Source organism: Micromonospora sp. AMSO31t (assembly GCF_008868175.1).
In the GTDB taxonomy this organism is placed as follows: Bacteria; Actinomycetota; Actinomycetes; order Mycobacteriales; family Micromonosporaceae; genus Micromonospora.
Window position 1 is genome coordinate 70,380 of sequence record NZ_WBKT01000005.1, and the last position, 26,964, is coordinate 97,343.

A 26,964-nucleotide genomic window follows, 5' to 3' on the forward strand; every position below is an offset into this window, starting at 1 on the left:
ACGGCAAGTAGTCGGCGCAGGGGCACACCGGTGTGGCGGCCTCCGTGACCCGGGCGGGTTTCCCCTGCTCCGGCCCTTCACCCTCAGCCGTACGGTTGGTTGTCCACAGGCCGAGAGGCCCATTGGGCGGGGGAACCCTGAGTTATCCACAGCCGTATCCCCAGGCTGGTGATCGTCGTTCACCGTCCGTCACAGGTGCTGGTCGAGGTCAGCGCCCGAGGCGGCGGCGGACCATCCCGACCACCTCGGTGATCTCACCGATGCGCAGCACCATGGCGAGCCCGAGGTACGTCACGCCGATCACCGCGCCGCCGATCACCAGCTGGGCGACCGCGGCGAGCCAGCTCAGGTGGGCCGGGTCGCCGGGGAGCAGCTTCACCACGAGCAGGCCGACCAGCGCGGCGCCCAACGCGGCGAGCACCACCCGGCCCATGGTCCGCATGATCCCGCCGAGCCCGATCCGGCCCACCCGGGGTCGCAGCAGCAGCGCCGAGACGACCGCCGCCGCCACGTACGAGATCGCGTTGCCGAGCATCATGCCGGCCGCCGCGAAGGTGGCCGAGAAGGCCAGGTAGAGGCCGACTTGGAGGAGCACCCGCAGGGCCACCACCGGGATGTTGACCAGGGCCGGAGTGCGGGTGTCCGGCAGCGCGTAGAAGGCGAAGGTGAAGAGCTGACTGATCGCGAACGGCACCAGGCCGATGGCCGCCACCAGCAGCACGGTCGAGGTGGCCACGGCGTTCTCGCCGGTGAACGCGCCGTACCGGAAGACCACCACCGAGATGGGGCCGGCCAGCACGGCGTAGCAGACCGCGATGGGGGCCAGCACCGCGGTGACCATCCGGGTGCCCCGGGACAGGTCGGCGGTGACGTCGCGGAACCGGCCGTCGGCGGCGGCCGCGCTCATCCGGGGCATGAGCGCGGTGATGATCGACACCGCGATGATGCCGTGGGCCATCATCAGCAGCAGGAAGACGTTGTTGTAGATCAGCAGGCCGGCGCTGTCCTCGCCCGCCGCCCGGGTGAGCAGGTTGACCACCACGAAGAGGCCGAGCTGGTTGACCGCGACGTAGCAGAACATCCAGGCGCCGAGCTGGGCCAGCTCGCGCAGCCCCAGCTCCCGGAAGTCGAAGCGCAGCCGCCACCGGAAGCCGACCTTGCGCAGGGCCGGCAGCAGGCCGGCCGCCTGGACCGCCACGCCGAGCAGGGCGCCGCCGCCGACCAGCAGGATCTGCCCCCAGCCCATGTCCTCCGGCCGGATCGCCTCCGCGCCGTAGATCAGGATGTAGAGGCCGAAGGCGCCGATCACCACCAGGTTGTTGAGGATCGGCGCCCACATCGGGGCGGCGAAGTGCCCCCGGGTGTTCAGCACCGCGGCGATCAGCGCGCTCAGGCCGGTGAAGAACAGCATCGGGAGCATCAGGTACGACAGGTTGGTGACCAGGTCGGTGTAGTGCTCGTCCTTGCCGCTGGCGTAGAGCGCGGTCAGCACCGACGCGCCGGCCATCGCGATCAGCGCGGTGGCGGCCAGGGCGAGCACCGCGAGGGCCAGCAGCCGCTGCGCGTACGCCTCACCCCGGTCCGGGTCGATCTTGCGGCGGCGGACCAGCACCGGGATCAGCACGCTGGTGAGCACGCCGCCCAGCAGGAACTCGTAGACCTGGTTCGGCAGGAACTGGGCGGTGGTGAACACGTTGCCGACCAGGTTGCCGAGCGCCGCGCCCACCATGAGGTTGCGGACGAAGCCGGTGCCCCGGCTGACCAGGCTGCCGACCGCCATCACCGCGCTGTTCGCCGCGGCGCTGGTCTCCGCGACCACCTCCTGGGGCGGCGCGGTGGCCTCGACACCCGGCTGGTTCAGCGGCTCCGCCGAGATGAAGGTGGCGTCGTCGTTCGGCGGCAGGCCGTCGCCGTGCGCGTTCGCGCTGCGGTAGAGCCCGCCGCTCATTTCCCAGCCTCCAAGGGGTACGTCAGAGCCGGGCCTCGCCGGTCCCGCTACCGAGACCTTAGTCAACCTCGGCCCGTTACCCGCGCCCGGCGCAGGAGATGCCACCCGGGCCCGATAGGCTGGCGATCCCATGTCCGAAGTCTCCGCGTCCCACGCCGCCGACCGCCGCGACCTGACCGCCGCGCAGCGCAACGCCGTCGCCGAACTGCTCCGCGTCTCGCCGGTCGCCGACGAGCTGGGCCGGCGTTTCGCCCAGGCCGGTCACGAGCTGCACCTGGTGGGCGGTTCGGTCCGGGACGCCCTGCTCGGCCGCCTCGGTGACGATCTGGACTTCTGCACCGACGCCCACCCGGACGAGACCATCCGGGTCATCCGCGGCTGGGCCGAGTCGATCTGGGAGACCGGACGGGAGTTCGGCACCATCGGCTGCCAGCGCGACGGGCTCCGGCTGGAGATCACGACCTTCCGCGCGGAGGCGTACGACCAGGTCAGCCGGAACCCCGTCGTCGAGTACGGGACCAACCTGGTCGACGACCTCAAGCGCCGGGACTTCACCGTGAACGCGATGGCGGTCAGCGTTCCCGACCACCGGTTCACCGACCCGTACGGCGGCCTGGCCGACCTGGCCGCGAAGATCATCCGTACCCCGGGCACGCCTCAGGAGTCGTTCCGGGACGACCCGCTGCGGATGCTGCGCGCGGCCCGGTTCGCCGCCCAGCTGCGCTTCGGGGTCCACCCGGACGTCCGCGCGGCGATGACCAGGATGGCCGCCGACCTGGACCGGATCACCGCCGAGCGGATCCGGGACGAGTTCACCAAGCTGCTCTGCGGTGCGGACCCGATCACCGGGCTGCGGCTGCTGGTCGACACCGGGCTGGCCGAGCGCTTCCTGCCGGAGCTGACCGGGCTCAAGCTGGAGATCGACGAGCACGCCCAGCACAAGGACGTCTACGAGCACACGCTGACCGTGGTCGCCAACGCCATGTCGTTGGAGGAGGGCGGCTGCGACTTCACGTTGCGGATGGCCGCGCTCATGCACGACGTCGGCAAGCCGGCCACCAAGGCGGTCGGCTCGGACGGCCGGGTCAGCTTCCACCACCACGAGGTGGTCGGCGCCCGGCTCACCAAGGCCCGGATGAAGGCCATGCGCTACCCCAAGGACGTGACGTCCCAGGTGGTCAAGCTGGTCGGCCTGCACCTGCGCTTCTACGGGTACGGCCGGGGCGAGTGGACCGACTCGGCGGTCCGGCGGTACGTCACCGACGCCGGTGACCTGCTGTCCCGCCTGCACAAGCTGACCCGCTCCGACTGCACCACCCGCAACCGGCGCAAGGCGGCCCAGCTCGCCGCCGACTACGACGCGCTGGAGGAGCGGATCGCCCGGATCGCCGCGGAGGAGGACCTGGCCCGGGTCCGCCCCGACCTCGACGGCAACGCGATCATGGAGTTGCTGGGCGTGCCGCCGGGACCGGTCGTCGGGCGCGCCTGGCAGTACCTCAAGGAGTTGCGGCTGGAGCGCGGCCCGCTGGAGCGGGACGAGGCCGAGGCGGAGTTGCTGCGCTGGGCCCGCGAACAGGGCGTTCTCGGCTGACGCCGGCGGCCGGCTGACGACGATACGCCGGCGTGTCGACCGAACGGTTGACGCGCGAGAGTCGATGTCTCCCGCATGATGTTGGTCATCACCGGCCTCCCGGTTCCGAGGGGTGAGGCTGTTCTGATCGCATCCGCCCGTCCCATCCGGACGGTCGCTGGGCACGGGGAGAACTCTCAGTGAGAAGCCACGGCGCCCTGCGCCGCTCTGCCCTGGTGGGGCTCGCCCTCACCTCGGCAACCTCCATCATGTGCGCCGCCGCGGGTGGACCCGCGTATGCCGATCCGGCCGGCCCGAAGCGTGCTCCGGTCCGGGGCGCGGACGCGGCCGAGGCGGTCCCCGGCCGCTACATCGTCGTCCTGAAGGACGGCAGGGCAGCCGGCGCCGCCAAGGTGCGGTCCGCCGCCTCGGCCCTCGCCGGTGAGCACGGCGGCACCGTCCGCCGGGTCTTCGGCAAGGCGCTGCACGGCTACTCCGCCAGCATGGACCGCCGGCAGGCCGAGCGCCTCGCCGCGGACCCGGACGTCGCGTACGTCCAGCAGGTGCAGCGCTGGTCGGCCACCGGCAGCCAGAGCAGCCCGCCGTCCTGGGGCCTGGACCGGATCGACCAGACCACCGCGAAGGCCAACGGCGTCTACACCTACCCGGCGACCGGGGCCGGCGTGACCGCGTACGTCATCGACACCGGCATCGACATCGAGCACCAGGACTTCGGCGGGCGGGCCAGTTACGGCTACGACGCCATCGAGCAGGACGACGTGGCGCAGGACTGCGACGGCCACGGCACCCACGTGGCCGGCACCATCGGCGGCACGAAGTACGGCGTGGCCAAGGACGTCAAGCTCGTCGCGGTCCGGGTGCTCGACTGCGCGGGCAGCGGCGACAGCGAGCAGGTGATCGCCGGCATCGACTGGGTCACCGCGCACGCCACCGGGCCGGCCGTGGCCAACATGAGCCTCGGCTTCGGCGCCACCGACCAGGCCGTCAACGACGCGGTCGCCCGTTCCATCACCTCCGGCATCACGTACGCCGTCGCGGCGGGCAACAGTTGGCAGGACGCCTGCGGTGTGTCCCCGGCCAACGTGCCGGCGGCCATCACGGTCGGTGCCACCGACCAGGTGGACTTCCGGGCCTGGTTCTCCAACTACGGCCGCTGCCTGGACACCTTCGCGCCGGGCACCGGCATCGTCTCCGCCAGGATGGGCACCACCGACGGCTCGGTGGCGATGAACGGCACCTCGATGGCCTCCCCGCACGTGGCGGGCGCCGCCGCGCTGCTGCTGGAGGCGCACCCGACCTGGACGCCGCAGCAGGTGCGGGACGCGGTCGTCACCACCGGTGTCGGCGGCGCGGTGCACGACACCATGGGTTCGGTCGACCGGCTCCTGCACGTCGGCACGGTCCCGACGGCCCGCGCCTCGTACGGCCTGAAGGCCCGGGTCAACGGCCGCTACGTGACCGCGGAGAGCGGCGGCAACCGGCCGCTGATCGCCCGGGGGACCACCATCGGGGCCTGGGAGACGTACGACGTGGTCGACGCCGGCAGCGGCCTGGTCGGTCTGCGCGCCCGGACCAACAACAAGTTCGTGACCGCGGAGAGCGGCGGCAACCGGCCGCTGATCGCCCGGTCCGCCTCGATCGGCGCCTGGGAGACGTTCCAGATCGTCGACAACACCGACGGCTCGATCAGCCTGAAGGCGACCACCAACGGCCGGTACGTCACCGCGCCGAGCACCACCACCCCGCTGATCGCCAGCAAGACCGCCATCGGCACCGCCGAGAAGTTCGACTTCGACGCGTCGGCCCCGGTGGTCAGCCTCAAGTCGCTGGCGAACAACAAGTTCGTCACGGCGGACAGCAGCGGGAGCCAGCCGCTGATCGCCAAGGCCGCCGCCGTCGGGGCCTGGGAGAAGTTCGAGCTCGTCAGCGCCGGCGACGGCTACGTCGGCCTCAAGGCGCTGATCAACGGTAAGTTCGTCGCCGCGGAGAGCGCCGGCACGAAGCCGCTGATCGCCCGGTCCACCGCGATCGGCCCGTGGGAGACGTTCGACTTCCTCGACTACAACCCGGACGGCTCGGTCTACCTGCGGGCGGACATCGACGGGCAGGCCGTCACCGCCGGCAGCACCGGCACCAGCCAGCTCATCTCCAGCCGCACCATCGACTGGGAGAGCGAGACCCTGGGTCTCGGCATCGGCGAGAAGTTCGTCGTCGCGGTCATCTGACCGTCCACATAACGGCGCCCGCCGGCATCCCCAGCAGGGGAGACCGGCGGGCGCCGTCGTGTCACGGGGTGACCGTGGTGCCGTCCACGGTGTTCTTGCCGTTCGTGTGCGCGCTGCCCAGCTTGGCGAGCAGCCCGGCCAGGTCGATGCCGGTGAGGTCGCTGCCGAGCTGAAGGCCCTGCGCCACGTTGCCGGCGACCGACTTGGTCAGCGACGACGCGCCGTCGGTGGAGATGACGGTCATCTTGTCGATGGCGCCGATCGGGGCGCTGGCCGCCTCGACCACCTGCGGCAGCACCTTGACCAGCAGGTCCAGCACCGCGGCCTCGCCGTACGCGGCGAACGCCTCGGCCTTGCGGGCCATCGCGTCGGCCTCCGCCTGCCCCCTGGCCAGGATGGCCGCGGCCTCGGCCTGACCCTCGCGCTCGACCGCCTCGGCGATCGCGGAACGCCGCCGCTGCTCCGCCTCACCCTCCTTGGCGCCCTCGATCGCGTTCGCCTCGGCCAGCGCGGCCCGGCGGGCGCGCTCGCCCTCACCGGTGAGCCGGGCCTGCTCGGCCGCGGCCTGGGCGGCGGCGATGGTGGCCTGCCGCTCGGCGTCGGCGCGCAGCACGGCCGCGTTGCGGTCCGCCTCGGCCTCCTGCTCGACCTTGTAGCGGGCCGCGTCGGCCGGCTTGCGCACCTCGGTGTCGAGCTGCCGCTGCTTCAGCTCGGCGTTGCGCTCGGCCACCTTCTGCTGCTCGGACAGGATCGCCTGGTCCCGCTCGGCCTGGGCGAGCGGGCCGGCCGCCGCGGACCTCGCCTTGGCCGCGTCGATCTCGGCCTGGATGGCGGCCTGCTTGAGCGACAGGTTCCGGTTCGCCTCGGCGATGGCCTCCTCGGCCAGCAGCCGCTCCTGCTCGGCCTGCTGCCGGGCCCGCGCCTCGGCGATGGCCGCGTCCTTGAGCACCCGGGCCGCCTCCGGCCGGCCCAGGTCGGCCAGGTAGGAACCCTCGGCCAGGATGTCCTGGAGCTGGAAGGTGTCCAGCACCAGGCCCTGGTTGGTCATCGAGTGCTCGGCCTCCTCGGCGACCGCGCTGGCGAAGGCGGCCCGGTCCCGGATGACCTCCTCGACGGTGAGCCGGCCGACGATCGAGCGCAGCGCGCCGGCCAGCACCTCCCGGGTGAAGTCCTCGATCTCGTCCTGCTGGTGCAGGAAGCGCTGGGCAGCCGCGCGGATCGCGTCCTCGGTGCCGCCGACCTTGACGATCGCCACGCCGTGCAGGTCGGCGCGGATGCCCTGCTTGCTGACCGCACCCTTGATGCCGACGTCGATCCGCCGGCTGGACAGGTCGAGCGACTGGAGCTTCTGCACCACCGGCAGCACGAAGACGGACGCGCCGAGCACGACCTTCTGCCCGGACATGTCGGTGGAGCGTCCGCCGTCGGCGGTCTGGGTGGTCCGGCCCTTGCGGCCGGTGACGATGAACGCCTCGTTGGGGCCGGCCACCTTGATCCGGGAGAGCACGAAGAGGACGAGGACGACGGCGAGGAGGACCGCGCCGCCGATGGCGACGAGCAGGGGCATGGGGATTCCCGTCTGTGCTGGAGGTGTCAGTAGGTCTCGACGTGCACGCTGGTCTCGCTGAGCGCTTCGACCACGAAGATCCGGGCGCCGACCGGGATCGGATGGTCGGCGCGGGCGTTGAGTTTGACCGGCTGGCCGGCGAGGCGTACCCGGACCTCGCCGTAGCCGCCGGCGGGGACCGGGGTCACCACCAGGCCGATCGCGCCGGCCAGGTCGTCCCGCGTCGGGGTGGCGTCCGTGCGCATGTTCCGGGCCGCGCGGCTGAGCCGGGCCGCCAGCCAGCCGGTGGGCACGGCGGCGAGCGCGCCGCCGGCCACCGCCGCCGCGATCATCCCGGGGGTACGCCCACCGAGCAGCTCGTTGACGATCGCGGCGCCGAAGCCGAACGCCCCGATGAACCCGGCGACCGCCTCCAGCGACACCGGCCCGTCGACGTCCGGATGGCCCAGGTGCAGCACGCCCGACCCGAGCAGGGCGAGCGTCAGCACCCCGACCCCGACTCCGCCGATGATCAGGAAGATGAGCGTCCCCGTGGCCACGACCTGCACGGTATCGATGCCCCGCAACATCAACGACCGCTGAACGGTCAGCGGGGAGCGACACTCACCTCAAGATCGATCAGCTGCTTCGGCAGCGGCTGGCGGACCAGTTCCCGGCCGGAGGTGTCGGCGAGCACGAAGTCCCGCGACCCGTTCGGCCGCCGGTAGAGCAGGCGGTCGTCGGTGACCCAGACGACGTCGGCGGTGGGCAGCGGGTTCACCACCCGGCCGGTGGCCGTCTCCACCAGCAACGGCTCGGTCAGGCCCTGGACGACCACGAGCTTTCCGTCCGGCGACCAGGCGTCGGGACCGGCCGGCCCGCCGGGCATGGTCACCAGCCGGGTGGGCCGGCCGTCGTCGACCGACAGGAGTTGGACGCCCTTGGCAAGATCCCGGGGCCAGCTCTCCGAGCGCTGCTTGCTCAGCGTCAGCGCCACCTCCCGGCCGTCCCGCATCCAGGTGAACTCGCAGGTGTCCGCGCAGGGCCAGCCCAGGAGGCCCACCGGATGGGTGTGTCTGGTGCCGTCCACGTCCAGCACGATGAAGCCGAAGTGGTCCAGCTGGTGGGTGGTGAACAGCAGCCGCCGCCCGTCCGGCGACCAGCGCGGCACGGAGAGCGCGCGGCCCACCTCGTACCAGCGGGTTTTTCCGCTGGCCACGTCGACCAGGCCGACCTCCCGGGGCCGGTCGTCGTCGCGGACCGCCACGAGCGAGCCGGTGGGCGCCGGGAAGATGCCGTCGTAGCGGTCGGTGGCGAAGTACCGGCCGTGGCCGCGGTCGAGCACCACTCCACTGCCCGATCCGCCGGCCACCTGCGCCCGGGTCACCACCCAGTCGCCCGGCAGCACGAGCGGCTTCCCGGCCCAGTCCGGGCCCGGTGTGGGCCGCACGGCAGGCGACGGGGTGGTGGTCACCGGTGGCGGCGGGGTCGGCCGGGGGCGGAACAGCACGAACGGCAGGGTCACGGCGGCCACCGCGACCAGGGCGGCGGCGGCCGCCGTGACGCGCCGCCGGCGGCGCAGCCGGCGACCGCGGCCGAGCGACCGGGCGGCCAGGTCCGGGGCGGGACCGGCGCCGTCCGCGAGGTCGCGTACGGCCGTCCGGAGGGTCTCGTCCAGCGACGTGCTCATCGGGTCACCTCCGCTCGGCTGGTCCGTTCCTCCAGGCCCGGCACCAGCTGACGCAGCTTGGCCAGGGCCTTGGCGCTCTGGCTGGCCACCGTGCCGGTCCGGCAACCGAGCAGCGCGGCGGTCTGTTCGACGCTCAGGTCCTCCAGGTAGCGCAGCGTCAGCACGGCCCGCTGCCGGGGCGGCAGCGCCCGCAGCGCGTCCCGCAGCAGCAGCCGCAGGTCGCTGTCCTCGCCGGCCGCCGCCCGCTCCGGCAGCTCCGCCAGCGTCACCTCCGGCCGCCGCGCCCGGCGCCGCCAGCCCGAGACCTGGTCGTGGTAGAGGATCCGCTTCACGTACGGTTCCGCGTCGCCGCGGATCCGGGGCCAGCGGGCGTACGCCTTGGCGAGCGCGTTCTGGAGCAGGTCCTCCGCCGCGTGCTGGTTCCCGGCCAGCGCGTACGCGACGCGCAGCAGGACCGCTCCCCGTTCGTTGACGAACGCGGTGAACTCCCCGTCGACCTCTGCCACCGCCCACCTCCGTAGCTCAGACGCCCGGGGCGCGAGGAACTTTGCCTCATGGCGCGGGACAATGGGCGACATGCTGTGGACCGTGCTCGACTCACCGATCGGGGAGTTCTCCGTCGGCACCGACGCCGGCGCCGTTCGCGGGGCGCACTTCGGCCGGGTGGCGTCGGCCGCCGACGAGCCCGGCGACGAGGTCGCCCGGTGGGCGGTGGCCGAGCTGCGGGCGTACTTCGCCGGTGAGCTGACCGGGTTCACCGTGCCGGTGGTGGCGCCGCGTGGCTCGGAGTTCGAGCGCGCGGTCTGGCGGGAGATGACCCTCATCCCGTACGGGGAGACGAAGACCTACGGCGAGGTGGCGAAGGCGGTCGGGGATCCGGGAGCGGCCCGGGCGGTCGGGGTGGCCTGCAACCGCAACCCGATCCCCGTGATCGTGCCCTGCCACCGGATCGTCGGGGCGGGCGGCAAGCTGGTGGGCTTCGGCGGCGGGCTGCCGCGCAAGGTGACCCTGCTGGAACTCGAAGCGGCCGTGGCGCTGCGGCGCGCCTGGTCCTGACGTACGCCGAGAAGGAAGGCCGGGTCCGTGCGGACCCGGCCTTCCTTCGGTGTGCTCAGCGCGTCAGCGCTCGACCTCGCCGGCGATGAACGCCTCGACGGCGGCGTGCGCGTCGTGGTCGGCGTACTGCTTCGGCGGGGACTTCATGAAGTACGAGGAGGCGGAGAGGATCGGGCCACCGATCTTCCGGTCCAGCGCGATCTTCGCGGCCCGGACGGCGTCGATGATGACCCCGGCCGAGTTCGGCGAGTCCCACACCTCGAGCTTGAGCTCGGCGTTCAGCGGGGTGTCACCGAAGGAGCGGCCCTCCAGGCGGATGTACGCCCACTTGCGGTCGTCCAGCCACGGCACGTGGTCGGACGGGCCGATGTGCACGTCGCTCTTCTGCATCTCGTGCGGGATCTGGGAGGTCACCGACTGGGTCTTCGAGATCTTCTTCGAGACCAGGCGGTTGCGCTCCAGCATGTTCATGAAGTCCATGTTGCCGCCGAAGTTGAGCTGGTACGTGCGCAGCAGCTCGACCCCGCGGTCCTCGAAGAGCTTCGCCAGGGCGCGGTGCACGATGGTGGCGCCGACCTGGCTCTTGATGTCGTCTCCGACGATCGGCAGGCCCGCGTCCTCGAACTTCTTGGCCCACTCCGGGTCGGAGGCGATGAAGACCGGCAGGGCGTTCACGAACGCGCAGCCCGCGTCGATCGCGGCCTGGGCGTAGAACTTGTCGGCCTGCTCGGAGCCCACCGGCAGGTAGGAGACGACCACGTCGACCTGGGCGTCACGCAGCGCCTGGACCACGTCGACCGGCTCGGCGTCCGACTCCTCGATGATCTCGCGGTAGTACTGGCCGAGACCGTCGAAGGTCGGGCCGCGCTGCACGGTGACGCCGGTCGGCGGCACGTCGCACAGCTTGATGGTGTTGTTTTCGCTGGCCACGATGGCCTCGGCGAGGTCCATGCCCACCTTCTTGGCGTCCACGTCGAACGCCGCGACGAACTTCACGTCGGAAACGTGGTAGTCGCCGAAGGTGACGTGCATGAGACCCGGGACGCGGTCGTTCGGGTCGGCGTTCCGGTAGTACTCCACGCCCTGCACGAGGGACGAGGCGCAGTTACCCACACCGACGATGGCGACGCGGACGGAGCCCATAACGTCTGCCTCCTTCTTCTTTCATCACGGCCGCTCTTTCCTGGACTCTCCAGGCGGGGGCGGGCTGTCGTTTTCTCTGCGGCCGCCGGCCGTCCCGGGTTGGGGGACCGTCGGGGCCCGGCCGGAGCGCTCGTTGGCGATGAGCTCCTCCAGCCAGCGGACCTCGCGCTCACAGGCGTCGAGCCCGTGGCGTTGCAGTTCCAGGGTGTACGCGTCGAGCCGCTCGGCTGCCCGGCCGAGCACGTCACGAAGGCCTTCGCGACGCTCCTCGATCTTTCGGCGACGACCTTCCAGGATCCGGAGCCGGGTGGCCTGGTCGGTCCGGGCGAAGAACGCGAAGTGCACGCCGAAGCCCGTGTCGTCGTACGTCTCGGGTCCAGCCTGCGCTATGAGCTGGGCGAAGCGTTCCTTGCCCTCGGCGGTAATGGTGTAGACCACCCGACCGCGTCGGCTGGTCAGCGCGGGAACCTCCTCGGCGGTGGCGGGTGTCTCGGCGGCTTCGGTGATCCATCCCGCCGCCTGCAGCCGGCGCAGAGTCGGGTAGAGCGTGCCGTAGCTGATCGCCGCCCGGATCGCGCCGAGCTTGGCGGTCAACTCCTTGCGCAGCTCGTAGCCGTGCATCGGAGCCTCCTGCAGGAGACCCAGGATGGCGAACTCGAGCACGGGCCATCCCTTCTTACCCCCGGCGCGGAGTGGTAACCGCCGCGATGTATCGGTTCGATACATCGCACGTTAGCGGAGACGCATGATCAGGGCAAACCCCCGATTACGAGGTTCTGTCGTCACGGATCGTGACGATGGTCGCCTCACCTCTCCGGACCGCGTACCCTTTCCCGCATGCGTACGCAGCGCCAGGTCGTCGACTACTCGCTCCAGAAGCGAGCGGTGCTGCGTGAACTCCTCACCGGGCGGATCGGCACCTACGACGTCTGCGACGCCTCGCCGTACCTGAAGAACGCCGCTCGCTTCCACGGCGACCCCACCGACGAGCGCTGCCCGATCTGCCGCAGTGAGAACCTCATCCACGTCCACTACATTTACGGCGACGAACTCAAGCAGTCGGCCGGCCAGGCGCGCACCCGAGCGGAGTTGCCGGTCCTGGCCATGACGCTGCGTGAGTTCCAGGTGTTCGTGGTGGAGGTGTGCCCCGGCTGCGACTGGAACCATCTCGTCGAGCAGTTCCTGCTCGGCCGGGACGGGCTGGCCGGCGGCACGGAGGACACGGTGGAGCAGGAGACCGCGACCGGCTCCACCCCTCGGCGAAGGCGAGAGGCGCAACGGTGAACCTGGCTGTCCCGATCGATCCCGGCCCGACCCCAGGGCGGGACGACCGACAGCCACTAGGTCTGATTGATCCGAATAGTTCGGATTTGACGCCTGCGCCCGGGCACCCCCGGGGTGTAGCGTCTCGTGTTCCATCTCACGGCAACCCGGTGGCGGCGCGCCAGCGCCCCACCGCGACCGGCAGGGTGTGAGGAATGAACTACGGCGATCCCAGTTCTTCGCGTGGGCGGGCCCAGATCCCAGGCCCGAACGGCGAGCCCGGTCTTCCCGGGAGCCCGCACGGGAACGGCTGGTCCTCCGGTTCGGAGGGCGCTGCCTCGGCCCGGGCCTCCGTGACACCGCGCGGCTCCGCGTCCGGTGGCCGGGCCTCGGTCGGCGGCGCGCCACCGGCAGCCCGTGGCGCCGCAGGCGCGGCCTCCGTGGGCCGGGCCGGTGCGGGGCGAGCCTCCGTGCCCGTCTCGCCGGCCCCCGGCACCTCGGGGCGAACCGGCGCAGGCCGCGCCTCCGTGCCGATCTCCCCGGCCGGCCCGGCAGGGCGCGCCTCGGTGGGCGCGGCCAGCGTGGGCACCGCGGGGCGGGCGAGTGTCGGCTCCGCGGCGGTGGGTGGCCGCGCCTCGGTGGCCCGGGCCGGCGTGCCCGGCTTCGCCGGCGGCGGCCCCGGTGGCCCAGGCGGCCCGACCGGCCCCGGTCGGGGTGGTCGTGGTGGTCGTGGCGAGGATCCGGCCCGGGCGAAGAAGCGCCGGCGGATCAACATGATGATCGCCGGGTTCGCCGTCTTCATCATGCTCGCCGGCATGGGCGTGGTCGGCTTCACCTGGTACTCGCAGAAGGTGCTGCTGCCCGAGGACACCATCCCGCCGCTGTCCACGACCATCTACGACCGGACCGGCAAGGGGGATCCCATTGCCAAGATCGGCGACCAGAACCGGCAGCTCGTGACGATCGAACAGATCCCGGAGCACGTGCAGCACGCCGTCGCCGCGGCCGAGGACCGGAACTTCTACCGGCACTCCGGTGTGGACTACAAGGGCATCGCCCGGGCCGCCTGGAACAACGTCAGCGGCGGCGACAAGCAGGGCGCCTCGACGATCACCCAGCAGTACGCGCGCAACGCCTTCGACAACCTGAACCAGGACACGTACGGCCGCAAGGTGAAGGAGGCGATCCTCGCCTCCAAGCTGAACGACAAGTACGACAAGCGCGTGATCATGCAGCACTACCTGAACGTGATCTACTTCGGCCGGGGCGCGTACGGCATCCAGGCGGCGGCGCAGACGTACTTCAAGAAGGACGTCTCCAAGCTGACCGTGGCCGAGGCGGCCGTGCTCGCCGCGCTCATCAAGCAGCCCGAGCCGAGCGCGACGCATAAGGGCTACGACCCGGCGATCAACCCGCAGGACGCGCTGGACCGGTGGAACTACGTCGTCAACGGCATGATCAGCGAGAAGTGGCTCGACGCGCCGAACATGCCGCAGCACCCCACCGAATACCCGACCAAGACGCTGCAGAAGCCGTCGAAGAACAACGGCGGCGGCTTCGGCATCGACACCCCGTACGGCAACGTCGTCAACTACGTCGCGCAGGAACTGCGCGAGATGAAGCTCTGCACCGACAACGAGGCCGAGGTGACCGAGAAGAAGCCGCTCTGCGCCAAGGCGCTGAGCCGGGGCGGTTACAAGATCACCACCACCATCGACAAGAAGATGCAGGAGGCGGCACTCGACGCCGCCCAGCGGGCCAAGAAGGGCTCCGAACTCTACGGGCAGCCGAAGAATCTGATGGCCGCCATGGTGTCGATCGACCCGGCGAACGGTCGGGTGCTCGCCTACTACGGCGGGGACAACGGCACCGGCACCGACTACGCCGGCAAGAACAACGAGAACGGCGTGATCAGCGGTGGTCACTCACCGGGTTCGAGCTTCAAGATCTACACCCTCGCTGCCGCCCTCAAGGAGGGCATCTCCGTCAAGTCGCGGTGGAAGGGTTCGGCGTTCACCCCGAAGGACACGAAGTTCAAGGTCAGCAACGCCGGCGCCGACAAGGTCTCCTGCGGTGACTCCTGCACCCTCGAGCAGTCGACCCTCAAGTCGCTGAACGTGCCGTTCTACTACATCACCGAGAAGATCGGCCCCGACAAGGTCCTCGACATGGCCAAGCAGGCCGGCGTCACCACGATGTGGCAGACCGACACCAACCCGGCGAAGCCGCACGATCTCACCAGGGCCGATCCCAAGGACCTGGCCCCGGCGCCGTTCTTCCACGTGATCGGCTACGGGCAGTACCCGATCACCGTGCTCGACCACGCCAACGGCGTGGCCACCTTCGCCAACCAGGGCGTCTACAACAAGGCGCACTTCGTCAAGCTGGTGCAGAAGCAGAACCCGGACACCGGCAAGTGGGACACGGTCGGCTCGGAGAAGCTCAAGGGCCAGCAGCGGATCGACAAGGACATCGTCGCCGACGTCACCTCGGTGCTGGAGCAGTACCCGGGCCAGGTGAACCGCCGGCTCGACGACGGTCGCAAGGCGGCCGAGAAGACCGGCACCTGGGAACTCGGCGACGGCAGCACCCGCAACGGCGACGCCTGGATGATCGGCTACACGCCGCAGCTCGCCACCGCCGTGTGGGTCGGCAACGTCAAGGACCGCAAGGCGATCAAGGACAAGAACGGTAACGACGTCAGCGGCGCCAGGATGCCCGGCGCCATCTTCCAGCGCTTCATGAACGAGGCGCTCAAGGGCAAGGACAAGGAAGACTTCCCACCGGCCGCGCACGTCGGCAAGGACGACACCGGCAACGGCAAGCAGCCGCCGCCGGAGGTGCCGCTGCCGGGGCTGCCGGGGCAGCCGGGCTGTGACCCCCTGGGCCTGTTCTGCCCGGGCGGCAACAACGGCGGCAACAACGGCGGCGGTAACAACGGGCCCGGCCTCCCGCCGGGACCGGGCGACACCGGTGGTCGCGGTGGCGGCCTGCTACCGAGCACACCACCGACCCGCCAGACCTACTGACGCCGACGGGCCCATGACGGCGGCCGGACCACCTGGTCCGGCCGCCGCCGGCGTTTCGCGGAGCGGAATTTGTGTGCGCGAGGCGGGACGGCGGGGCCAGGCGTACGGCAGGATGCCTCTCCATGAGCACCCAGTCGACGGCAGGCATCGACGAGAACGGCTCCGACCGGCAACTCCGGCCCGGCGCCTCCGAGGTCGCGCCACGACCCGGAGCCGTCGTGGACCACCCGTCCCGCTCGGACGGCTTCGTCCGCGGCGCCGCCGAGCTGATCGGCGGCCCGCTGGGTGACCACGCCGTCGCCCTGGACCGGCCCCCCGGCCGGGAGGGCCGGTTCTGGACCGCGGCCCGGATCGTGCTGGCCCTGGTGTGCCTGACGCTGGCCCTGCACTGGGTGCAGAAGTCCCCCTGCCAGGACGGCGCCTGGCAGAACAACGTCCAGTACACCCGGATGTGCTACACCGACGTGCTGGCCCTCTACTACGCCGAGGGGCTCAACGAGGGCAAGGTCCCCTACGCCGACCACCCGGTGGAGTACCCGGTGCTGACCGGCTACTTCATGGGCGCGATCGGCCTGCCGGTGCACGCCCTCGGCCTGGACAACCCCGGCGTCAACCAGGGGCAGTGGTTCTACAACCTCAACGCGCTCGTGCTCAGCGCGCTCGCCGTCGCCACCGTTGCGGTCATCCTGAGCCTGCGCCGCCGACGACCATGGGACGCGGCCCTCTTCGCACTCGCACCGGCCCTGGTGCTCACCGCCACCGTCAACTGGGATCTGCTCGCCGTCGGGCTGGCCGCGTTCGGGCTGCTGGCCTGGGCGCGCCGCCACCCCGCCACCGCCGGCGTGCTGCTCGGCCTGGCCGGGGCGGCGAAGATGTGGCCACTGTTCCTGTTCGGCCCGATCCTCGTGCTCGCCCTGCGCGCCGGCCGGCTGCGGGCCGCGCTCACCGCCACGGCCACCGGCGCGGTGGCCCTGATCGCGGTCAACCTGCCGGTGGCGATCCCCTACCGGGAGAACTGGGAACGCTTCTTCGACTTGAACACCACCCGGCCGATCGACTGGGGCACGATCTGGTACATCGGCCGCTACCTGGACGGCAGGATCAGCCCCTCCGCGCCGGGCGACCTCGGGCCCTTCGAGTGGCTGAACGCGCACATCTCCACGCTCAACTGGCTGTCGTACCTGCTCTTCGGGCTGGCCTGCCTCGGCGTGGCCGCGCTGGCGCTGCTCGCACCGCGCCGCCCGCGGCTCGCCCAGCTGGCCTTCCTGGTGGTCGCCGCCTTCCTGATCTTCAGCAAGGTCTGGTCCCAGCAGTTCGTGCTGTGGCTGCTACCGCTCGCGGTGCTCGCCCGGCCCCGCTGGGGCGCCTTCCTGGCCTGGCAGTTCGCCGAGGTCTGCTACTTCGCCGCCTTCTACGGCGAGCTGCTCGGCGCGGCCACCACCCGGCCGGTCTTCCCCGAAGGCGTCTTCGTGCTGGCCGCCAGCCTGCGCCTGATCACCGTCGTGGTGCTCTGCGGCTTCGTGATCCGGGACATCCTGCGCCCCGAGCGGGACGCGGTCCGGGACACCTACGCGGACGACCCGGACGGCGGGGTGCTCGACGGTGCGCGGGACGCGCCCTGGTACCAACGCTGGCGGCACGGCGCCGCCAGCGTCGATCGCCCCGCCGAGGCGGTCACCGCCTGACCGGCCGGCCCGGTCAGAGGCGGTAGACCACCGCGTCGCCGACCTCTTCCCGGGTCACGCCCAGCCCGTCGACCGGCCGGTCGAGCATCCCCTCCCAGGGGGTGCCGCCGAGCCGGTCCCGGAGCACCACCACGTTCTTCACGCCCAGCCGCCGCAGGTAGTCGACGCTGCCGAAGTCGGGGAAGCTGACCGTGACCTCGCGGACCTGGGCCTGCGAGTTCGGGGTGAAGCCACTGCCGCCGTTGACCATCCGCTGGAACCGGTCGGTCGACCAGAGCATCACCGGCTGGTCCAGGTTCTGGCTGCTGGGCAGCACCAGCATGGGCCCGTCCACCGTCCGCATCACCGCCGGTTGCTGCGGCACCACCGGGTGCGGGGTGACGTTCAACCCCTCCACCACGACCAGCAGCAGCGGCACCAGGGTGGCCAGTCGCAGCCACGGGCCCGGCCACGGCGGGACCCGCTCGGCGGCGAGCTCGCGTACGCGGGCGCAGAACGCGGTGACCGCGCCGGCCGCGAGCAGGCCGAGCAGAAGAGTGGTCCAGAGCATCATCCGGCCCGGGGTCCGCAACCCGTTCCAGCCCGGCAGGTGCTCGAAGAGCGGCACGTAGGTGAACCGGCCGCCGAAGAACCGGGTGCCCATGCCCAGCGCCATCGTCAGCAGCACCCCGGCCAGCAGGAAGAGCCGGTGGCGGACCCGCCAGACCGAGAAGAAGAGCCCGCCGGCGGCCAGCGCGTAGAGCACGAAGCCGGGCAGCAGGGTCATCTCGGGGTGCCAGGGCAGCACGGCACGGGCACCCTCGTGCAGCTCACCCCAGATCCGCGACTCCGCGGGGGCGGTGAAGAACCCGCTGGCCGGCGGCGAGTAGAGCTGGATCTCGCCCAGCGTCCGCGCCGCGTTCGGGTGCTGCTCCGACACCGTGAAGTACGGCACGGCCAGCAGCGCGCCCACCGCGGCGAAGACGAGCCCGCCGAGCAGGTCGGCCAGGAACAGCCGCCAGCCGAACGGACGCTTCACCCGGCGCCGCCGCGCGAACCAGACGACCGCCGAGACCAGCACGATGCCGGCCAGCAGGTACGCGAACGGCAGCCCGATGCCGAAGCCGAGGCTGAGCTGCCAGGCGGCCACCAGCCAGCCCGCGAACGCCCAACCGGCGTGCCGGCGCGACGGCCGGTAGCCGTGCCGCAGCGACCAGCCGTGACCACGGGCGAGCATGGCCAGCGCCAGCGGAATGCCGCCGTTGGAGATGATGTGCAGGTGCCCGGCCTGGGCCAGCAGCCACGGGGCGTAGGCGTAGCTCGCCCCGGCCACCGCACCGGCGATCCGGCCCGCCCCGAGCTGCCGAGCCAGCGCGTACGCCCCGAACGTGGCGAGGGCGTGCGCCAGCACGAACATGATGTTGTAGCGCAGCAGGGCGTCCTCGGGGCCGACCCCGATCATGCCGGCCGGCGCGTACCCGAGCAGGGTGTCGGAGAAGGCGAAGCTCCACGACTCGGGGAAGAACGTGTTCGAGTTCCACAGCTGCGCCGGGTCGGTCAGCAGGATGTGGCCGGACCAGGCCAGCTGCCAGGACTGGAGGCTCGGGTCCCAGTAGTCCTGCGGCAGCGTGTAGCGCGGGTAGCGCAGCGTGGGCCAGGTCATCAGCACGGCCAGCGCCACCGAGGCGACGGCGGCCAGCGTCCACTCGTGCACCAGGAACCGGCCCACCGCGCGGACGATCCGGCGGGGCCGGGTGAGCACCGGGTCGGGGGCGGGACCGAACGCCGTCCAGGGATCGGCCGGCTTGTCGCCGTCCTTGCCCTCGGCACCGGTCGTGCCGTCGCTCCCCGCCGTGGCCGACGCCGCCTTGTCGGTCTCGGCCGGGCCTTCGGCTCCGCCCTCGTCGGTCCCGCTCTTGTCGGTCCCGGCCTTGTCGGTCCCGGCCTTGTCGGTCCCGGCCTTCCCCGTTTCGGTCTTGTCGCTGCTTCCGGCCTTGCGGCGGGTCCTGGCCTTGCGGCCGGTCCCGGCCTTGTCGTTGGCGCGGGTCGCGTCGTCCGTTCCGCCCGCCTCCGCGGTTTCCGCGTCGCCCTTGTCGGCCGTGCCACCGCTGCCCGCGGTTGCGCTGGCGGCGGTCCCCGCCGCGGCGGCGCGGTCACCGTTCCGCCCTGCCTCGGCGGTCGGCGCCCGCTCGTCGCCCGCAGCCGGCTCGGTCGCGGTCCCGTCCGATGCCGCGCCAGCCGTGGCGCCCTTCTTCCGGGCCCGTCGACGGGCGCTCGCCCTCGGTTTCGCGTCGGACGCGGTGTCGCCGGTGGCCGGTGGCGGGTCGCTGTCGGCCCGGCCGCCGGTGGCGTCGGACTGCTCGGTGGTCATGCCGTCGCGCCCAGCTGCCCGCGCAGGAACGCGATGTCGGCCGCCTGGCCCTCGGTGCCGCCCGGTGTCTCCACGATCACCGGCGCGCCGGCCGCCCGGATCACCGCGACCACCAGCTCCGGGTCGATGGTGCCGCCGGTGAGGTTGTCGTGCCGGTCCTGGCCGGAGTTGAAGGTGCCCTTGGAGTTGTTCGCGTGGATCAGGTCGATCCGGCCGGTGATCACCTTCACCCGGTCGACCAGCCCCAGCAGCTCCTCGCCCCCGGCGTGCGCGTGGCAGGTGTCGAGGCAGAAACCCACCTCGTAGTCGCCGAGCGCGTCCCAGAGCCGGGCCAGCGCGTCCAGGTGCCGGGCACAGGCGTTGTCGCCGCCGGCGGTGTTCTCGATGAGGATCGGGAGCGGGAAGCCGCCGGAGTCCGCCGCGTACGCGAATGTCTTCCGCCAGTTGTCGAAGCCGACGGCGAGGTCGTCACCGGCGTTGACGTGCCCGCCGTGCACGATCAGCCCCCTGGCGCCGACCGCCGCCGCGGCGGCGGCGTGGCCGAGCAGCAGCTTGCGGCTGGGGATGCGGATGCGGTTGTTCAGCGTGGCCACGTTGATGACGTACGGCGCGTGCACGTAGAGGTCGACGTCGGCGGCCCGCAGGCGCTCGGCGTCCTCCCGCGGCTTCGGGGCCTTCCAGCCCTGGGGGTCGGCGAGGAAGAACTGCACCGCCTCCGCGTCCCGGGCGGCCGCCTCGGCCAGCGGGTCGGTCGGATCGACGTGGGCTCCGATTCGCATGCAGGGCAGCCTACGTCGCGCCCCCGACGCGCGGGGCTCCCGCGCGCGGGGGTTCCGCGGTACGGATCGCGTCACCAGCCGGCCCGGTGGTCGTTGTCCGAGGTGGGATCGATGGTCGACGCTCCGACCGGACGCGGGTCCACAGCGCGGACGGCGAAGCGGAGGCCCCCGGCAACGGGACGCCCCGCCGTGCGGCCCGGCACGACGGGGCGGGATCCCGGCTCGTCAGACCCGGAGGCTGGCCGCACAACCAGTCCGGCGAATTCCTCCATTTCCCCCAAGAGGTGACGAGAGCCGTTGTATGGTCAGACCAGGTAACAACACAATAAAGCTCCGCGGGGCGTCCTCGATCCAACCTCATCGGTGTGGTCGTTCCTCCCCAGGTCCCACCCAAGGAATGCGGACGGGACGCCCCGCGGCCCCGTGGACAGGGGTCCACCTTCCGGCACGCGACGCCGGAGGTGGGCCCCTGTCACCGCGTCCGGACCCCGGAGACGACCGGCCCGGGCATGATCGTCGGGACCGGGTATCCTGGTCCGGTTGTCCGCGTCCGGCCGGGTTCCCCCGGCACCGGTCACGGCAACGACGCACGACCTCCTGCCACGGAAGGACCGTGGCCGCTTAGCCCACAGGAGGTGAGCACGTCTTGCGTCATTACGAAGTCATGGTGATCCTCGACCCCAGCCTCGAGGAGCGCACCGTCGCCCCGTCGCTCGACACGTACCTGAACGTGATCCGGACCGCGGGTGGCTCGGTGGAGAAGACCGACGTGTGGGGCCGCCGGCGCCTCGCGTACGAGATCAACAAGAAGGCCGAGGGCATCTACGCCGTCATCGACCTCCAGGCGTCGCCGGAGGCCGTGGCTGAGCTGGACCGTCAGCTCCGACTCAACGAGTCGGTGCTGCGCACCAAGGTCATCCGCCCGGAGATGCGCTGAGCATCTAGACCCGGCACGTCCGGATCAAGCCTCATCGACGCTGTCGGAGGGCTCTGAGAGCCTGTAGGGCACAGAGATGAGTGCGCGAGGAGATGGTCATGGCAGGAGACACCACCATCACGGTCATCGGCAACCTGACCGATGACCCCGAGTTGCGGTTCACCCCCTCCGGGGCGGCGGTCGCCAAGTTCCGGGTCGCCTCGACGCCCCGCTTCATGGACAAGGCGTCCAACGAGTGGAAGGACGGCGAGCCGCTGTTCCTCTCGTGCACGGTCTGGCGGCAGGCCGCCGAGAACGTCGCCGAGTCGCTGCAGCGCGGCGCCCGGGTGATCGTGTCCGGCCGGCTGCGTCAGCGGTCGTACGAGACGCGCGAGGGTGAGAAGCGCACCGTCATCGAGCTGGAGGTCGACGAGATCGGCCCGTCGCTGCGCTACGCCACGGCGAAGGTGCAGAAGATGTCCCGCTCCGGCGGCGGTGGCGGCGGCTTCGGTGGTGGTGGCGGCCAGGGTGGCGGCGGAGGCAACTTCGACGACCCCTGGGCTTCTGCTGCACCGGCTCCCTCGCGCGGTGGTTCGGGCGGCGGAAACTTCGACGAGGAGCCCCCGTTCTAATGGCGCCGAGCGCCCGCGATCGCAAACCAGGAGCAAGAGCAATGGCCAAGGCTGCGGCACTTCGCAAGCCGAAGAAGAAGGTGAACCCGCTCGACAAGGACGGGATCACCTACATCGACTACAAGGACACCGCGCTGCTGCGGAAGTTCATCTCCGACCGCGGCAAGATCCGCGCTCGGCGGGTGACCGGCGTCACCTCGCAGCAGCAGCGGCAGATCGCCCGTGCCGTCAAGAACGCCCGCGAGATGGCGCTCCTGCCGTACACGGCCACGGCCCGCTGAGAGGAGGCACCGACATGAAGATCATCCTGACTCAGGAGGTGTCCGGCCTCGGTGCCCCGGGCGACATCGTCGAGGTGAAGGACGGCTACGGCCGTAACTACCTGCTGCCGCAGGGCTTCGCGATCGCCTGGACCAAGGGCGCGGAGAAGCAGGTCACGGTCATCCAGCGGGCCCGCGCGGCCCGCGAGATCCGCGACCTCGACCACGCCAACGAGGTCAAGGCCCAGATCGAGGGTCTGAAGGTCAACCTGAAGGCCCGCGCCGGCGACGGCGGGCGGCTCTTCGGCTCGGTCACCCCGGCCGAGATCGTCGACGCCGTCAAGGCGGCCGGCGGCCCGACCCTGGACCGTCGTCGGCTGGTGCTGCCCAGCCACATCAAGTCGCTCGGCGCCTACCCGGTCAGCATCCGGCTGCACCCCGAGGTGAGCGCCAAGTTCGACCTGAACGTGGTCAAGGGCTGACACGGGCTGACACCCGACAGCACGACGGAAGGGCCCGCACCGCCATCCGGTGCGGGCCCTTCCGCATGTCGGAGGGGCCACAGCCGCCAGTCGCGGCGTCACCCGATCGGCTGGCCAGTCACCGCGCTGATCACCACGGTCGAGAGCCCACCGCCCACCACGGCCGCCGCCAGCGCCACCGTCGCCGACCGCCAGGTCGTGCCGACCCGACGCAGCACCACCGCCACCACGAGACTGCTCAGCAGCGCCAGCCCGAACCGCGGCGCCCCGGCCACCAACGAGGCGATGGCGTGCGCCCGCGGCGAGTCACAACCGCCCCCGCTGATGTCCGTGACGCACCCCTCCGGGGGCTGCCCGTCGAGGAACAGCAACCCGACGATGAGCAGCAACGCCGGCACCAGGTAACACGAAGCCGTGTAGAACAGCGACCGCAGCGGCCCACCCGGATCCGGGTCGAGCAGGTCGTCCTCCAGCGGACGGCCCCACGACCCGCCGCCCACCGTCTCCACGCGCCGCCGCACCGTCGACGCCCCGGCCCGCCCCGCGACCACCGGCTCCACCGGTCGACGGCGGGGCGCCGGACGCGGCGCGGGCGCGGCGACCATCGGCGACCGCGGGGCCGACGGCGGCGTCTCCGTCCAGCGGGGATCGTCACCGGCCAGCCGGGTCCCGGACCAGAACGCCTCGGCGCGCTCCGGCGACGCCCAGCCCTCCCGGACCGGCACCTGCGGCGCCGTCCGGTCCCACTGGTCGACCTCCGCGTACCGCTCCCCGGCACCGGCCTCCCGGACCCGGTCCCACTGGCCGGTGCCGGCCTGCCGGTCCCACTGGCCGGTGTCCGTGAACCGGTCCCACTGGCCGGTGTGCTCCGTCCGGTCCCAGCGGCTCTCCGCCTGGTCCCACCGGCCGGCGGTGGCGGAACGGCCCCACGCCTGCACGCCCGACGCGTCCCACGGGTCGACCGCCGGCTGCTCCGCCGGGTCCGGCTCGGCCGCCCGGCCGCGTTCCCACGGATCGGCCGCCGGCCGCGACCACGGATCCGTTGTGGCGCGCCGGCTCCGCCGGGTCGGCCGCTCGGCATCCCAGCGGTCACCCTCGTCGCCCGACGCGGGCGCCTCCTCCAGCCCCGACCAGGTCACCTGCGGCCGCCGGGTCGCCGCGCGACGCGGCCGGCTCCGCGGGGCCACCCCGGAGACCGGCTCGCCCCCGATCCCGTCGGCCCGCCGGCTCCCCACGTACCCCTGGTCCTGCGGGGTGTCCATGGTCCACTCGGCGGTGTGGTCGGAGACCGGGCCCGCGCCGATGGCCCGCAGGTCGCGGCGGTCGTCCTCGCGACGCCAACCGGTGTCCGCCTGCCAACCCCCGCCCGAGTAGGGCGGGTCGACGTCCTCGTCGTCGTCGCGGGCGGCGTGCCGACCCCCGCCGTCGGCGCGACGGATGCCGGACTCCAGAGCCCAGCGAGGAAGGTAGGCGTCGACCGGCTCGTCCTGGCCGCGCTCGACGGCGCGCCGACGACTCGGCGTGCGGTAGCTCTCGGAGGCGGACGACCCGACCGGGAGCGGACCGGCGGGAGCGGCCCAGGAGGCGCTCGGCCGGCGCTCGCGCGGGCTGCCCTCCCCGCTTCCCCAGTCCCGGTTTCTCACGGCGGGAGCGTGACCCTTCTCAACCGAAAGTGCAATCCGCAGTCCAGGTGTAGCCGTTCGCAGAGATAGTACGGGACGAACGGCGCCCAAGCTCGACCCGAAATCTTTCGTCCACAGGGTGGGGATCGCAAAACCCCAGGTCAGCGCCGAGCGGGCCGAAATTCCCCATCACTTATCCACACCCTGTGCACACCCTGCGCACATGCCTGCCCACCGGCGTCCACAGGTTGTCCCGAGGCTCGTCCACCGGTGCTGTTGAGTGGCTGACCTCGGGTTCCGTATCGTGGTCCCCCGACCGTCCGGGCGATGGCCCCCGATCGACCGGAGGGTCGTCGGAACTTGTCACACCCTGGCGGTAGAGCTGGATCCGATCCGACGCAGCAAGGGGGGAACCCGTGTCGGTCACCGACGAGACGCGCTCGGAACGGGCCGGGGGGCCGCCGCCCGCCCCGGCGCAGCGGGACGGCCAGTTCGAGAAGACCCCGCCCCAGGACGTGGCCGCCGAGCAGTGCGTCCTCGGCGGCATGCTGCTCTCCAAGGACGCCATCGCCGACGTCGTCGAGATCCTCAAGTCGAACGACTTCTACCGCCCGGTGCACGCCACCATCTTCGACGCGATCCTCGACATCTACGGCCGCGGTGAGCCGGCCGACCCGATCACCGTGGCCGCCGCGCTCGCCGACTCCGGCGACCTGGCGCGGATCGGCGGCGCGCCCTACCTGCACACGCTGATCGCCAGCGTCCCCACCGCCGCCAACGCCGCCTACTACGCCCGCATCGTCGGCGAGCGGGCGGTGCTGCGCCGGCTCGTCGAGGCCGGCACCCGGATCGTCCAGCTCGGCTACGGCACCGGCCAGGGCGGCAGCCGCGACGTCGACGACGTCGTCGACCTCGCCCAGCAGGCCGTCTACGAGGTCACCGAGAAGCGGGTCAGCGAGGACTTCGCGGTCCTGGCCGACATGCTCCAGCCGACCCTCGACGAGATCGAGGCGGTTGGCGCGCAGGGCGGGGTGATGACCGGTGTCCCGACCGGGTTCAGCGACCTCGACCGGCTGCTCAACGGCCTCCACCCGGGTCAACTTGTGATCGTGGCCGGCAGGCCTGGCCTGGGTAAATCGACGGCATCTATGGACTTTGCCCGGAATGCTGCTATTCGCGCCAACCAGGCCGCGGCGATCTTCTCGCTGGAAATGAGCAAGGTCGAGATCGTCATGCGACTCCTCTCGGCCGAGGCGCGCGTTCCGCTGCACGTGCTGCGCAGCGGCCAGCTCTCCGACGACGACTGGACCAAGCTGGCCCGGTGCATGGGCGAGATCAGCGAGGCGCCGCTCTTCGTCGACGACACGCCGAGCATGAACCTCATGGAGATCCGGGCCAAGGCGCGCCGGCTCAAGCAGAAGCACGACCTCAAGCTGATCGTGGTCGACTACCTCCAGCTGATGACCTCGCCAAAGCGCACCGAGAGCCGGCAGCAGGAGGTCGCGGACCTGTCCCGTGGCCTGAAGCTGCTGGCCAAGGAGGTCGAGTGCCCGGTGATCGCGGTCAGCCAGCTGAACCGTGGCCCGGAGCAGCGCACCGACAAGCGACCTCAACTGTCTGACTTGCGGGAATCGGGATCGATCGAACAGGACGCCGACGTCGTCATCCTGTTGCACCGCGACGACTACTACGACAAGGAGTCGCCGCGCGCCGGGGAGGCGGACCTGATCGTCGCCAAGCACCGAAATGGACCGACCGACACGATCACGGTTGCCGCCCAGTTGCACCTGTCCCGCTTCGTCGACATGGCCATCGTCTGACCCGGAGCGGCGCGGTGGTCAGCCGAGCAGGGGGAACCAGCCGGCGGCCTCGCCCAGCTCCAGCCGGTCGCGGTCGGTGAGCGGCACCCGGCCGGTGGCCTTGAGCAGGTAGTCGCGGTCGTCCCAGCCGGTCGGGCGGACGGCGTCGTCGCTGAGCAGCCCGTCCACCGTGGCCACCGCCAACCGGGTGGGCGCCTCCGCGGGGAGCGGGGCGTCGGGTAGGTCCACCACCAGGTCGAGGTGGTGGATGACCGCCTCGGTGGCCAGGGTGGCGAGGAAATCGGGTACGCGCAGCACGTGCCCCTGCGTGGTCACGTGCCCGTCGGGGTCGGCGGCTGCGGCCGCCCGGACGGCGGCGGGCGCCGTGTCGGACCAGATGCGCACCACGCCGCTGGGCCGGTCGAAGGCGGCGGCGGAGCGCCGCGCCCACCAGGCGTGCTTCGCGCTCGCCTCGTCGTCGTCGCCGGGGGTGAACGCGCGCCAGTAGCTGACGTCGTCGACGTCGGCGGGCCCGGGTGCCGGGCTGGCGAGGGCGACCAGCGCCCGTTGCGCGTCGCAGAGCACGTGGAAGAGCAGGTCGGCGACGAGCCATCCCCGGCAGCGGGTGGGGCGTTGCAGACCGGCGTCGTCGAGTGGGGTGACGACGGCGGTGATGCCGTCGTACGCCTGCGCCAGCGCCTCGTGCGGCCGGATCGCGGTCATGTCGTGAGCCTGCCACGGCGGGGCGGTGTCGGCACGACGGTGACGCCGGGCCGGTGGATCGCCGGCCCGGCGTGGCGAGGGTCAGTCGAACAGTTCGCCGAGGAAGCCGCCGTGCTTCTTCTTGCGGCGGTAGTGGCCGTGGTAGCCGTGGTGCTGGCCGCCGTACGCGGGCTGCCCGTAGCCGTGGCCGGGCGGCGGAGGCGGGGGGACGGCGCCGTAGCCGGG

Annotated in this window: 22 protein-coding genes; 11 read left to right on the plus strand and 11 right to left on the minus strand. The window is 71.8% G+C overall.

Features of this window, described 5'->3' with window-relative positions:
• Positions 1–208 precede the first annotated feature (208 nt).
• Positions 209–1,948 carry a murein biosynthesis integral membrane protein MurJ gene (murJ, locus tag F8274_RS02375; protein ID WP_151460603.1) on the minus strand — a complete coding sequence of 580 codons (1,740 nt, stop codon included), beginning with the start codon at positions 1,946–1,948 and terminating at the stop codon, positions 209–211.
• 130 nt (positions 1,949–2,078) lie between these two features.
• Between murJ and F8274_RS02380 the strand changes: the two genes are divergently transcribed.
• Together F8274_RS02380 and F8274_RS02385 are read left to right on the plus strand one after the other, a co-directional pair.
• The gene (locus F8274_RS02380; RefSeq protein WP_151460604.1) at positions 2,079–3,539 is read left to right on the plus strand and encodes a CCA tRNA nucleotidyltransferase; all 1,461 of its coding nucleotides are present in this window, start codon (positions 2,079–2,081) and stop codon (positions 3,537–3,539) included.
• A 179-nt stretch (positions 3,540–3,718) separates the two neighbouring features.
• Entirely contained in the window at positions 3,719–5,764 is a 2,046-nt protein-coding gene (locus F8274_RS02385) for a S8 family serine peptidase (RefSeq protein WP_151460605.1), read from the plus strand.
• A 61-nt stretch (positions 5,765–5,825) separates the two neighbouring features.
• Here the strand turns inward: F8274_RS02385 and F8274_RS02390 are convergent, their stop codons facing one another.
• Genes F8274_RS02390 through F8274_RS02405 form a run of 4 tightly spaced genes read right to left on the minus strand, consistent with a single transcriptional unit; the run spans position 5,826 to position 9,506 of the window.
• Entirely contained in the window at positions 5,826–7,331 is a 1,506-nt protein-coding gene (locus F8274_RS02390; RefSeq protein ID WP_151460606.1) for a flotillin family protein, read from the minus strand.
• Between the two features lie 26 nt (positions 7,332–7,357).
• Positions 7,358–7,900 (minus strand): hypothetical protein, encoded by a 543-nt coding sequence (locus tag F8274_RS02395; RefSeq protein ID WP_151460607.1) that lies wholly within the window; start codon positions 7,898–7,900, stop codon positions 7,358–7,360.
• Positions 7,901–7,917: 17 nt separating this feature from the next.
• Complete coding sequence (locus F8274_RS02400) at positions 7,918–9,000, minus strand: PD40 domain-containing protein (protein ID WP_151460608.1); 1,083 nt, start codon at positions 8,998–9,000, stop codon at positions 7,918–7,920.
• Positions 8,997–9,506: a SigE family RNA polymerase sigma factor gene (locus tag F8274_RS02405; protein WP_225853552.1), complete on the minus strand. Its 510-nt coding sequence runs from the start codon at positions 9,504–9,506 to the stop codon at positions 8,997–8,999. The genes F8274_RS02400 and F8274_RS02405 overlap by 4 nt, the downstream gene beginning before the upstream one ends.
• 70 nt (positions 9,507–9,576) lie before the next feature.
• On the opposite strand from F8274_RS02405, the gene F8274_RS02410 reads away from it, so the two are divergent.
• Positions 9,577–10,056: a methylated-DNA--[protein]-cysteine S-methyltransferase gene (locus tag F8274_RS02410; protein ID WP_151460610.1), complete on the plus strand. Its 480-nt coding sequence runs from the start codon at positions 9,577–9,579 to the stop codon at positions 10,054–10,056.
• A gap of 63 nt (positions 10,057–10,119) precedes the next feature.
• Here the strand turns inward: F8274_RS02410 and F8274_RS02415 are convergent, their stop codons facing one another.
• Both F8274_RS02415 and F8274_RS02420 read right to left on the minus strand, forming a co-directional pair.
• Positions 10,120–11,199, minus strand: a complete 1,080-nt coding sequence (locus F8274_RS02415) for an inositol-3-phosphate synthase (RefSeq protein WP_091264990.1) — start codon at positions 11,197–11,199, stop codon at positions 10,120–10,122.
• Positions 11,200–11,223: 24 nt separating this feature from the next.
• Positions 11,224–11,862, minus strand: a complete 639-nt coding sequence (locus F8274_RS02420; RefSeq protein WP_151460611.1) for a PadR family transcriptional regulator — start codon at positions 11,860–11,862, stop codon at positions 11,224–11,226.
• Positions 11,863–12,036: 174 nt separating this feature from the next.
• On the opposite strand from F8274_RS02420, the gene F8274_RS02425 reads away from it, so the two are divergent.
• The 3 genes from F8274_RS02425 (at position 12,037) to F8274_RS02435 (ending at position 17,176) form a co-directional block, all read left to right on the plus strand.
• Complete coding sequence (locus tag F8274_RS02425) at positions 12,037–12,483, plus strand: DUF5318 domain-containing protein (RefSeq protein ID WP_151460612.1); 447 nt, start codon at positions 12,037–12,039, stop codon at positions 12,481–12,483.
• A gap of 194 nt (positions 12,484–12,677) precedes the next feature.
• Positions 12,678–15,491 carry a transglycosylase domain-containing protein gene (locus tag F8274_RS02430; RefSeq protein ID WP_151460613.1) on the plus strand — a complete coding sequence of 938 codons (2,814 nt, stop codon included), beginning with the start codon at positions 12,678–12,680 and terminating at the stop codon, positions 15,489–15,491.
• Between the two features lie 122 nt (positions 15,492–15,613).
• On the plus strand, positions 15,614–17,176 hold the full coding sequence (locus tag F8274_RS02435) for a glycosyltransferase family 87 protein (protein ID WP_151460614.1): 1,563 nt from the start codon (positions 15,614–15,616) through the stop codon (positions 17,174–17,176).
• A gap of 13 nt (positions 17,177–17,189) precedes the next feature.
• Here the strand turns inward: F8274_RS02435 and F8274_RS02440 are convergent, their stop codons facing one another.
• Both F8274_RS02440 and F8274_RS02445 read right to left on the minus strand, forming a co-directional pair.
• On the minus strand, positions 17,190–19,526 hold the full coding sequence (locus F8274_RS02440) for a hypothetical protein (RefSeq protein WP_225853553.1): 2,337 nt from the start codon (positions 19,524–19,526) through the stop codon (positions 17,190–17,192).
• Positions 19,523–20,305: a deoxyribonuclease IV gene (locus tag F8274_RS02445; protein ID WP_151460615.1), complete on the minus strand. Its 783-nt coding sequence runs from the start codon at positions 20,303–20,305 to the stop codon at positions 19,523–19,525. Before F8274_RS02445 ends, F8274_RS02440 begins: the two co-directional genes overlap by 4 nt.
• A gap of 646 nt (positions 20,306–20,951) precedes the next feature.
• On the opposite strand from F8274_RS02445, the gene rpsF reads away from it, so the two are divergent.
• From rpsF to rplI, 4 genes are all read left to right on the plus strand, one after another.
• A complete protein-coding gene (rpsF, locus tag F8274_RS02450) occupies positions 20,952–21,242 on the plus strand; it encodes a 30S ribosomal protein S6 (RefSeq protein WP_046563719.1) in 291 nt (96 codons plus the stop codon).
• An 80-nt stretch (positions 21,243–21,322) separates the two neighbouring features.
• A complete protein-coding gene (locus F8274_RS02455) occupies positions 21,323–21,853 on the plus strand; it encodes a single-stranded DNA-binding protein (RefSeq protein WP_192579666.1) in 531 nt (176 codons plus the stop codon).
• A 41-nt stretch (positions 21,854–21,894) separates the two neighbouring features.
• Positions 21,895–22,134 carry a 30S ribosomal protein S18 gene (gene rpsR / locus F8274_RS02460; RefSeq protein WP_007073789.1) on the plus strand — a complete coding sequence of 80 codons (240 nt, stop codon included), beginning with the start codon at positions 21,895–21,897 and terminating at the stop codon, positions 22,132–22,134.
• Positions 22,135–22,148: 14 nt separating this feature from the next.
• Positions 22,149–22,595 (plus strand): 50S ribosomal protein L9, encoded by a 447-nt coding sequence (gene rplI / locus F8274_RS02465; protein ID WP_151460617.1) that lies wholly within the window; start codon positions 22,149–22,151, stop codon positions 22,593–22,595.
• Positions 22,596–22,693: 98 nt separating this feature from the next.
• Here rplI and F8274_RS02470 read toward each other — a convergent pair whose 3' ends face one another.
• On the minus strand, positions 22,694–24,238 hold the full coding sequence (locus F8274_RS02470; protein WP_151460618.1) for a hypothetical protein: 1,545 nt from the start codon (positions 24,236–24,238) through the stop codon (positions 22,694–22,696).
• 395 nt (positions 24,239–24,633) lie between these two features.
• Here F8274_RS02470 and dnaB point away from each other — a divergent pair, with 395 nt between their 5' ends.
• A complete protein-coding gene (gene dnaB / locus F8274_RS02475) occupies positions 24,634–26,037 on the plus strand; it encodes a replicative DNA helicase (RefSeq protein ID WP_151460619.1) in 1,404 nt (467 codons plus the stop codon).
• A gap of 18 nt (positions 26,038–26,055) precedes the next feature.
• On the opposite strand, the gene F8274_RS02480 is transcribed toward dnaB, so the two are convergent.
• Positions 26,056–26,739 (minus strand): maleylpyruvate isomerase N-terminal domain-containing protein, encoded by a 684-nt coding sequence (locus tag F8274_RS02480; protein ID WP_151460620.1) that lies wholly within the window; start codon positions 26,737–26,739, stop codon positions 26,056–26,058.
• Between the last annotated feature and the right edge of the window lie 225 nt (positions 26,740–26,964).

Bases quoted from the DNA above. Each gene is read 5' to 3' on its own strand.
- F8274_RS02430 (WP_151460613.1), top strand. From the start codon at position 12,678: ATGAACTACGGCGATCCCAGTTCTTCGCGTGGGCGGGCCCAGATCCCA.
- F8274_RS02410 (WP_151460610.1), top strand. From the start codon at position 9,577: ATGCTGTGGACCGTGCTCGACTCACCGATCGGGGAGTTCTCCGTCGGC.
- F8274_RS02440 (WP_225853553.1), bottom strand. From the start codon at position 19,526: ATGACCACCGAGCAGTCCGACGCCACCGGCGGCCGGGCCGACAGCGAC.
- F8274_RS02415 (WP_091264990.1), bottom strand. From the start codon at position 11,199: ATGGGCTCCGTCCGCGTCGCCATCGTCGGTGTGGGTAACTGCGCCTCG.
- F8274_RS02480 (WP_151460620.1), bottom strand. From the start codon at position 26,739: ATGACCGCGATCCGGCCGCACGAGGCGCTGGCGCAGGCGTACGACGGC.
- F8274_RS02390 (WP_151460606.1), bottom strand. From the start codon at position 7,331: ATGCCCCTGCTCGTCGCCATCGGCGGCGCGGTCCTCCTCGCCGTCGTC.
- rplI (WP_151460617.1), top strand. From the start codon at position 22,149: ATGAAGATCATCCTGACTCAGGAGGTGTCCGGCCTCGGTGCCCCGGGC.
- murJ (WP_151460603.1), bottom strand. From the start codon at position 1,948: ATGAGCGGCGGGCTCTACCGCAGCGCGAACGCGCACGGCGACGGCCTG.
- F8274_RS02445 (WP_151460615.1), bottom strand. From the start codon at position 20,305: ATGCGAATCGGAGCCCACGTCGATCCGACCGACCCGCTGGCCGAGGCG.
- F8274_RS02435 (WP_151460614.1), top strand. From the start codon at position 15,614: ATGAGCACCCAGTCGACGGCAGGCATCGACGAGAACGGCTCCGACCGG.
- rpsR (WP_007073789.1), top strand. From the start codon at position 21,895: ATGGCCAAGGCTGCGGCACTTCGCAAGCCGAAGAAGAAGGTGAACCCG.
- F8274_RS02380 (WP_151460604.1), top strand. From the start codon at position 2,079: ATGTCCGAAGTCTCCGCGTCCCACGCCGCCGACCGCCGCGACCTGACC.
- F8274_RS02395 (WP_151460607.1), bottom strand. From the start codon at position 7,900: ATGTTGCGGGGCATCGATACCGTGCAGGTCGTGGCCACGGGGACGCTC.
- F8274_RS02400 (WP_151460608.1), bottom strand. From the start codon at position 9,000: ATGAGCACGTCGCTGGACGAGACCCTCCGGACGGCCGTACGCGACCTC.
- F8274_RS02425 (WP_151460612.1), top strand. From the start codon at position 12,037: ATGCGTACGCAGCGCCAGGTCGTCGACTACTCGCTCCAGAAGCGAGCG.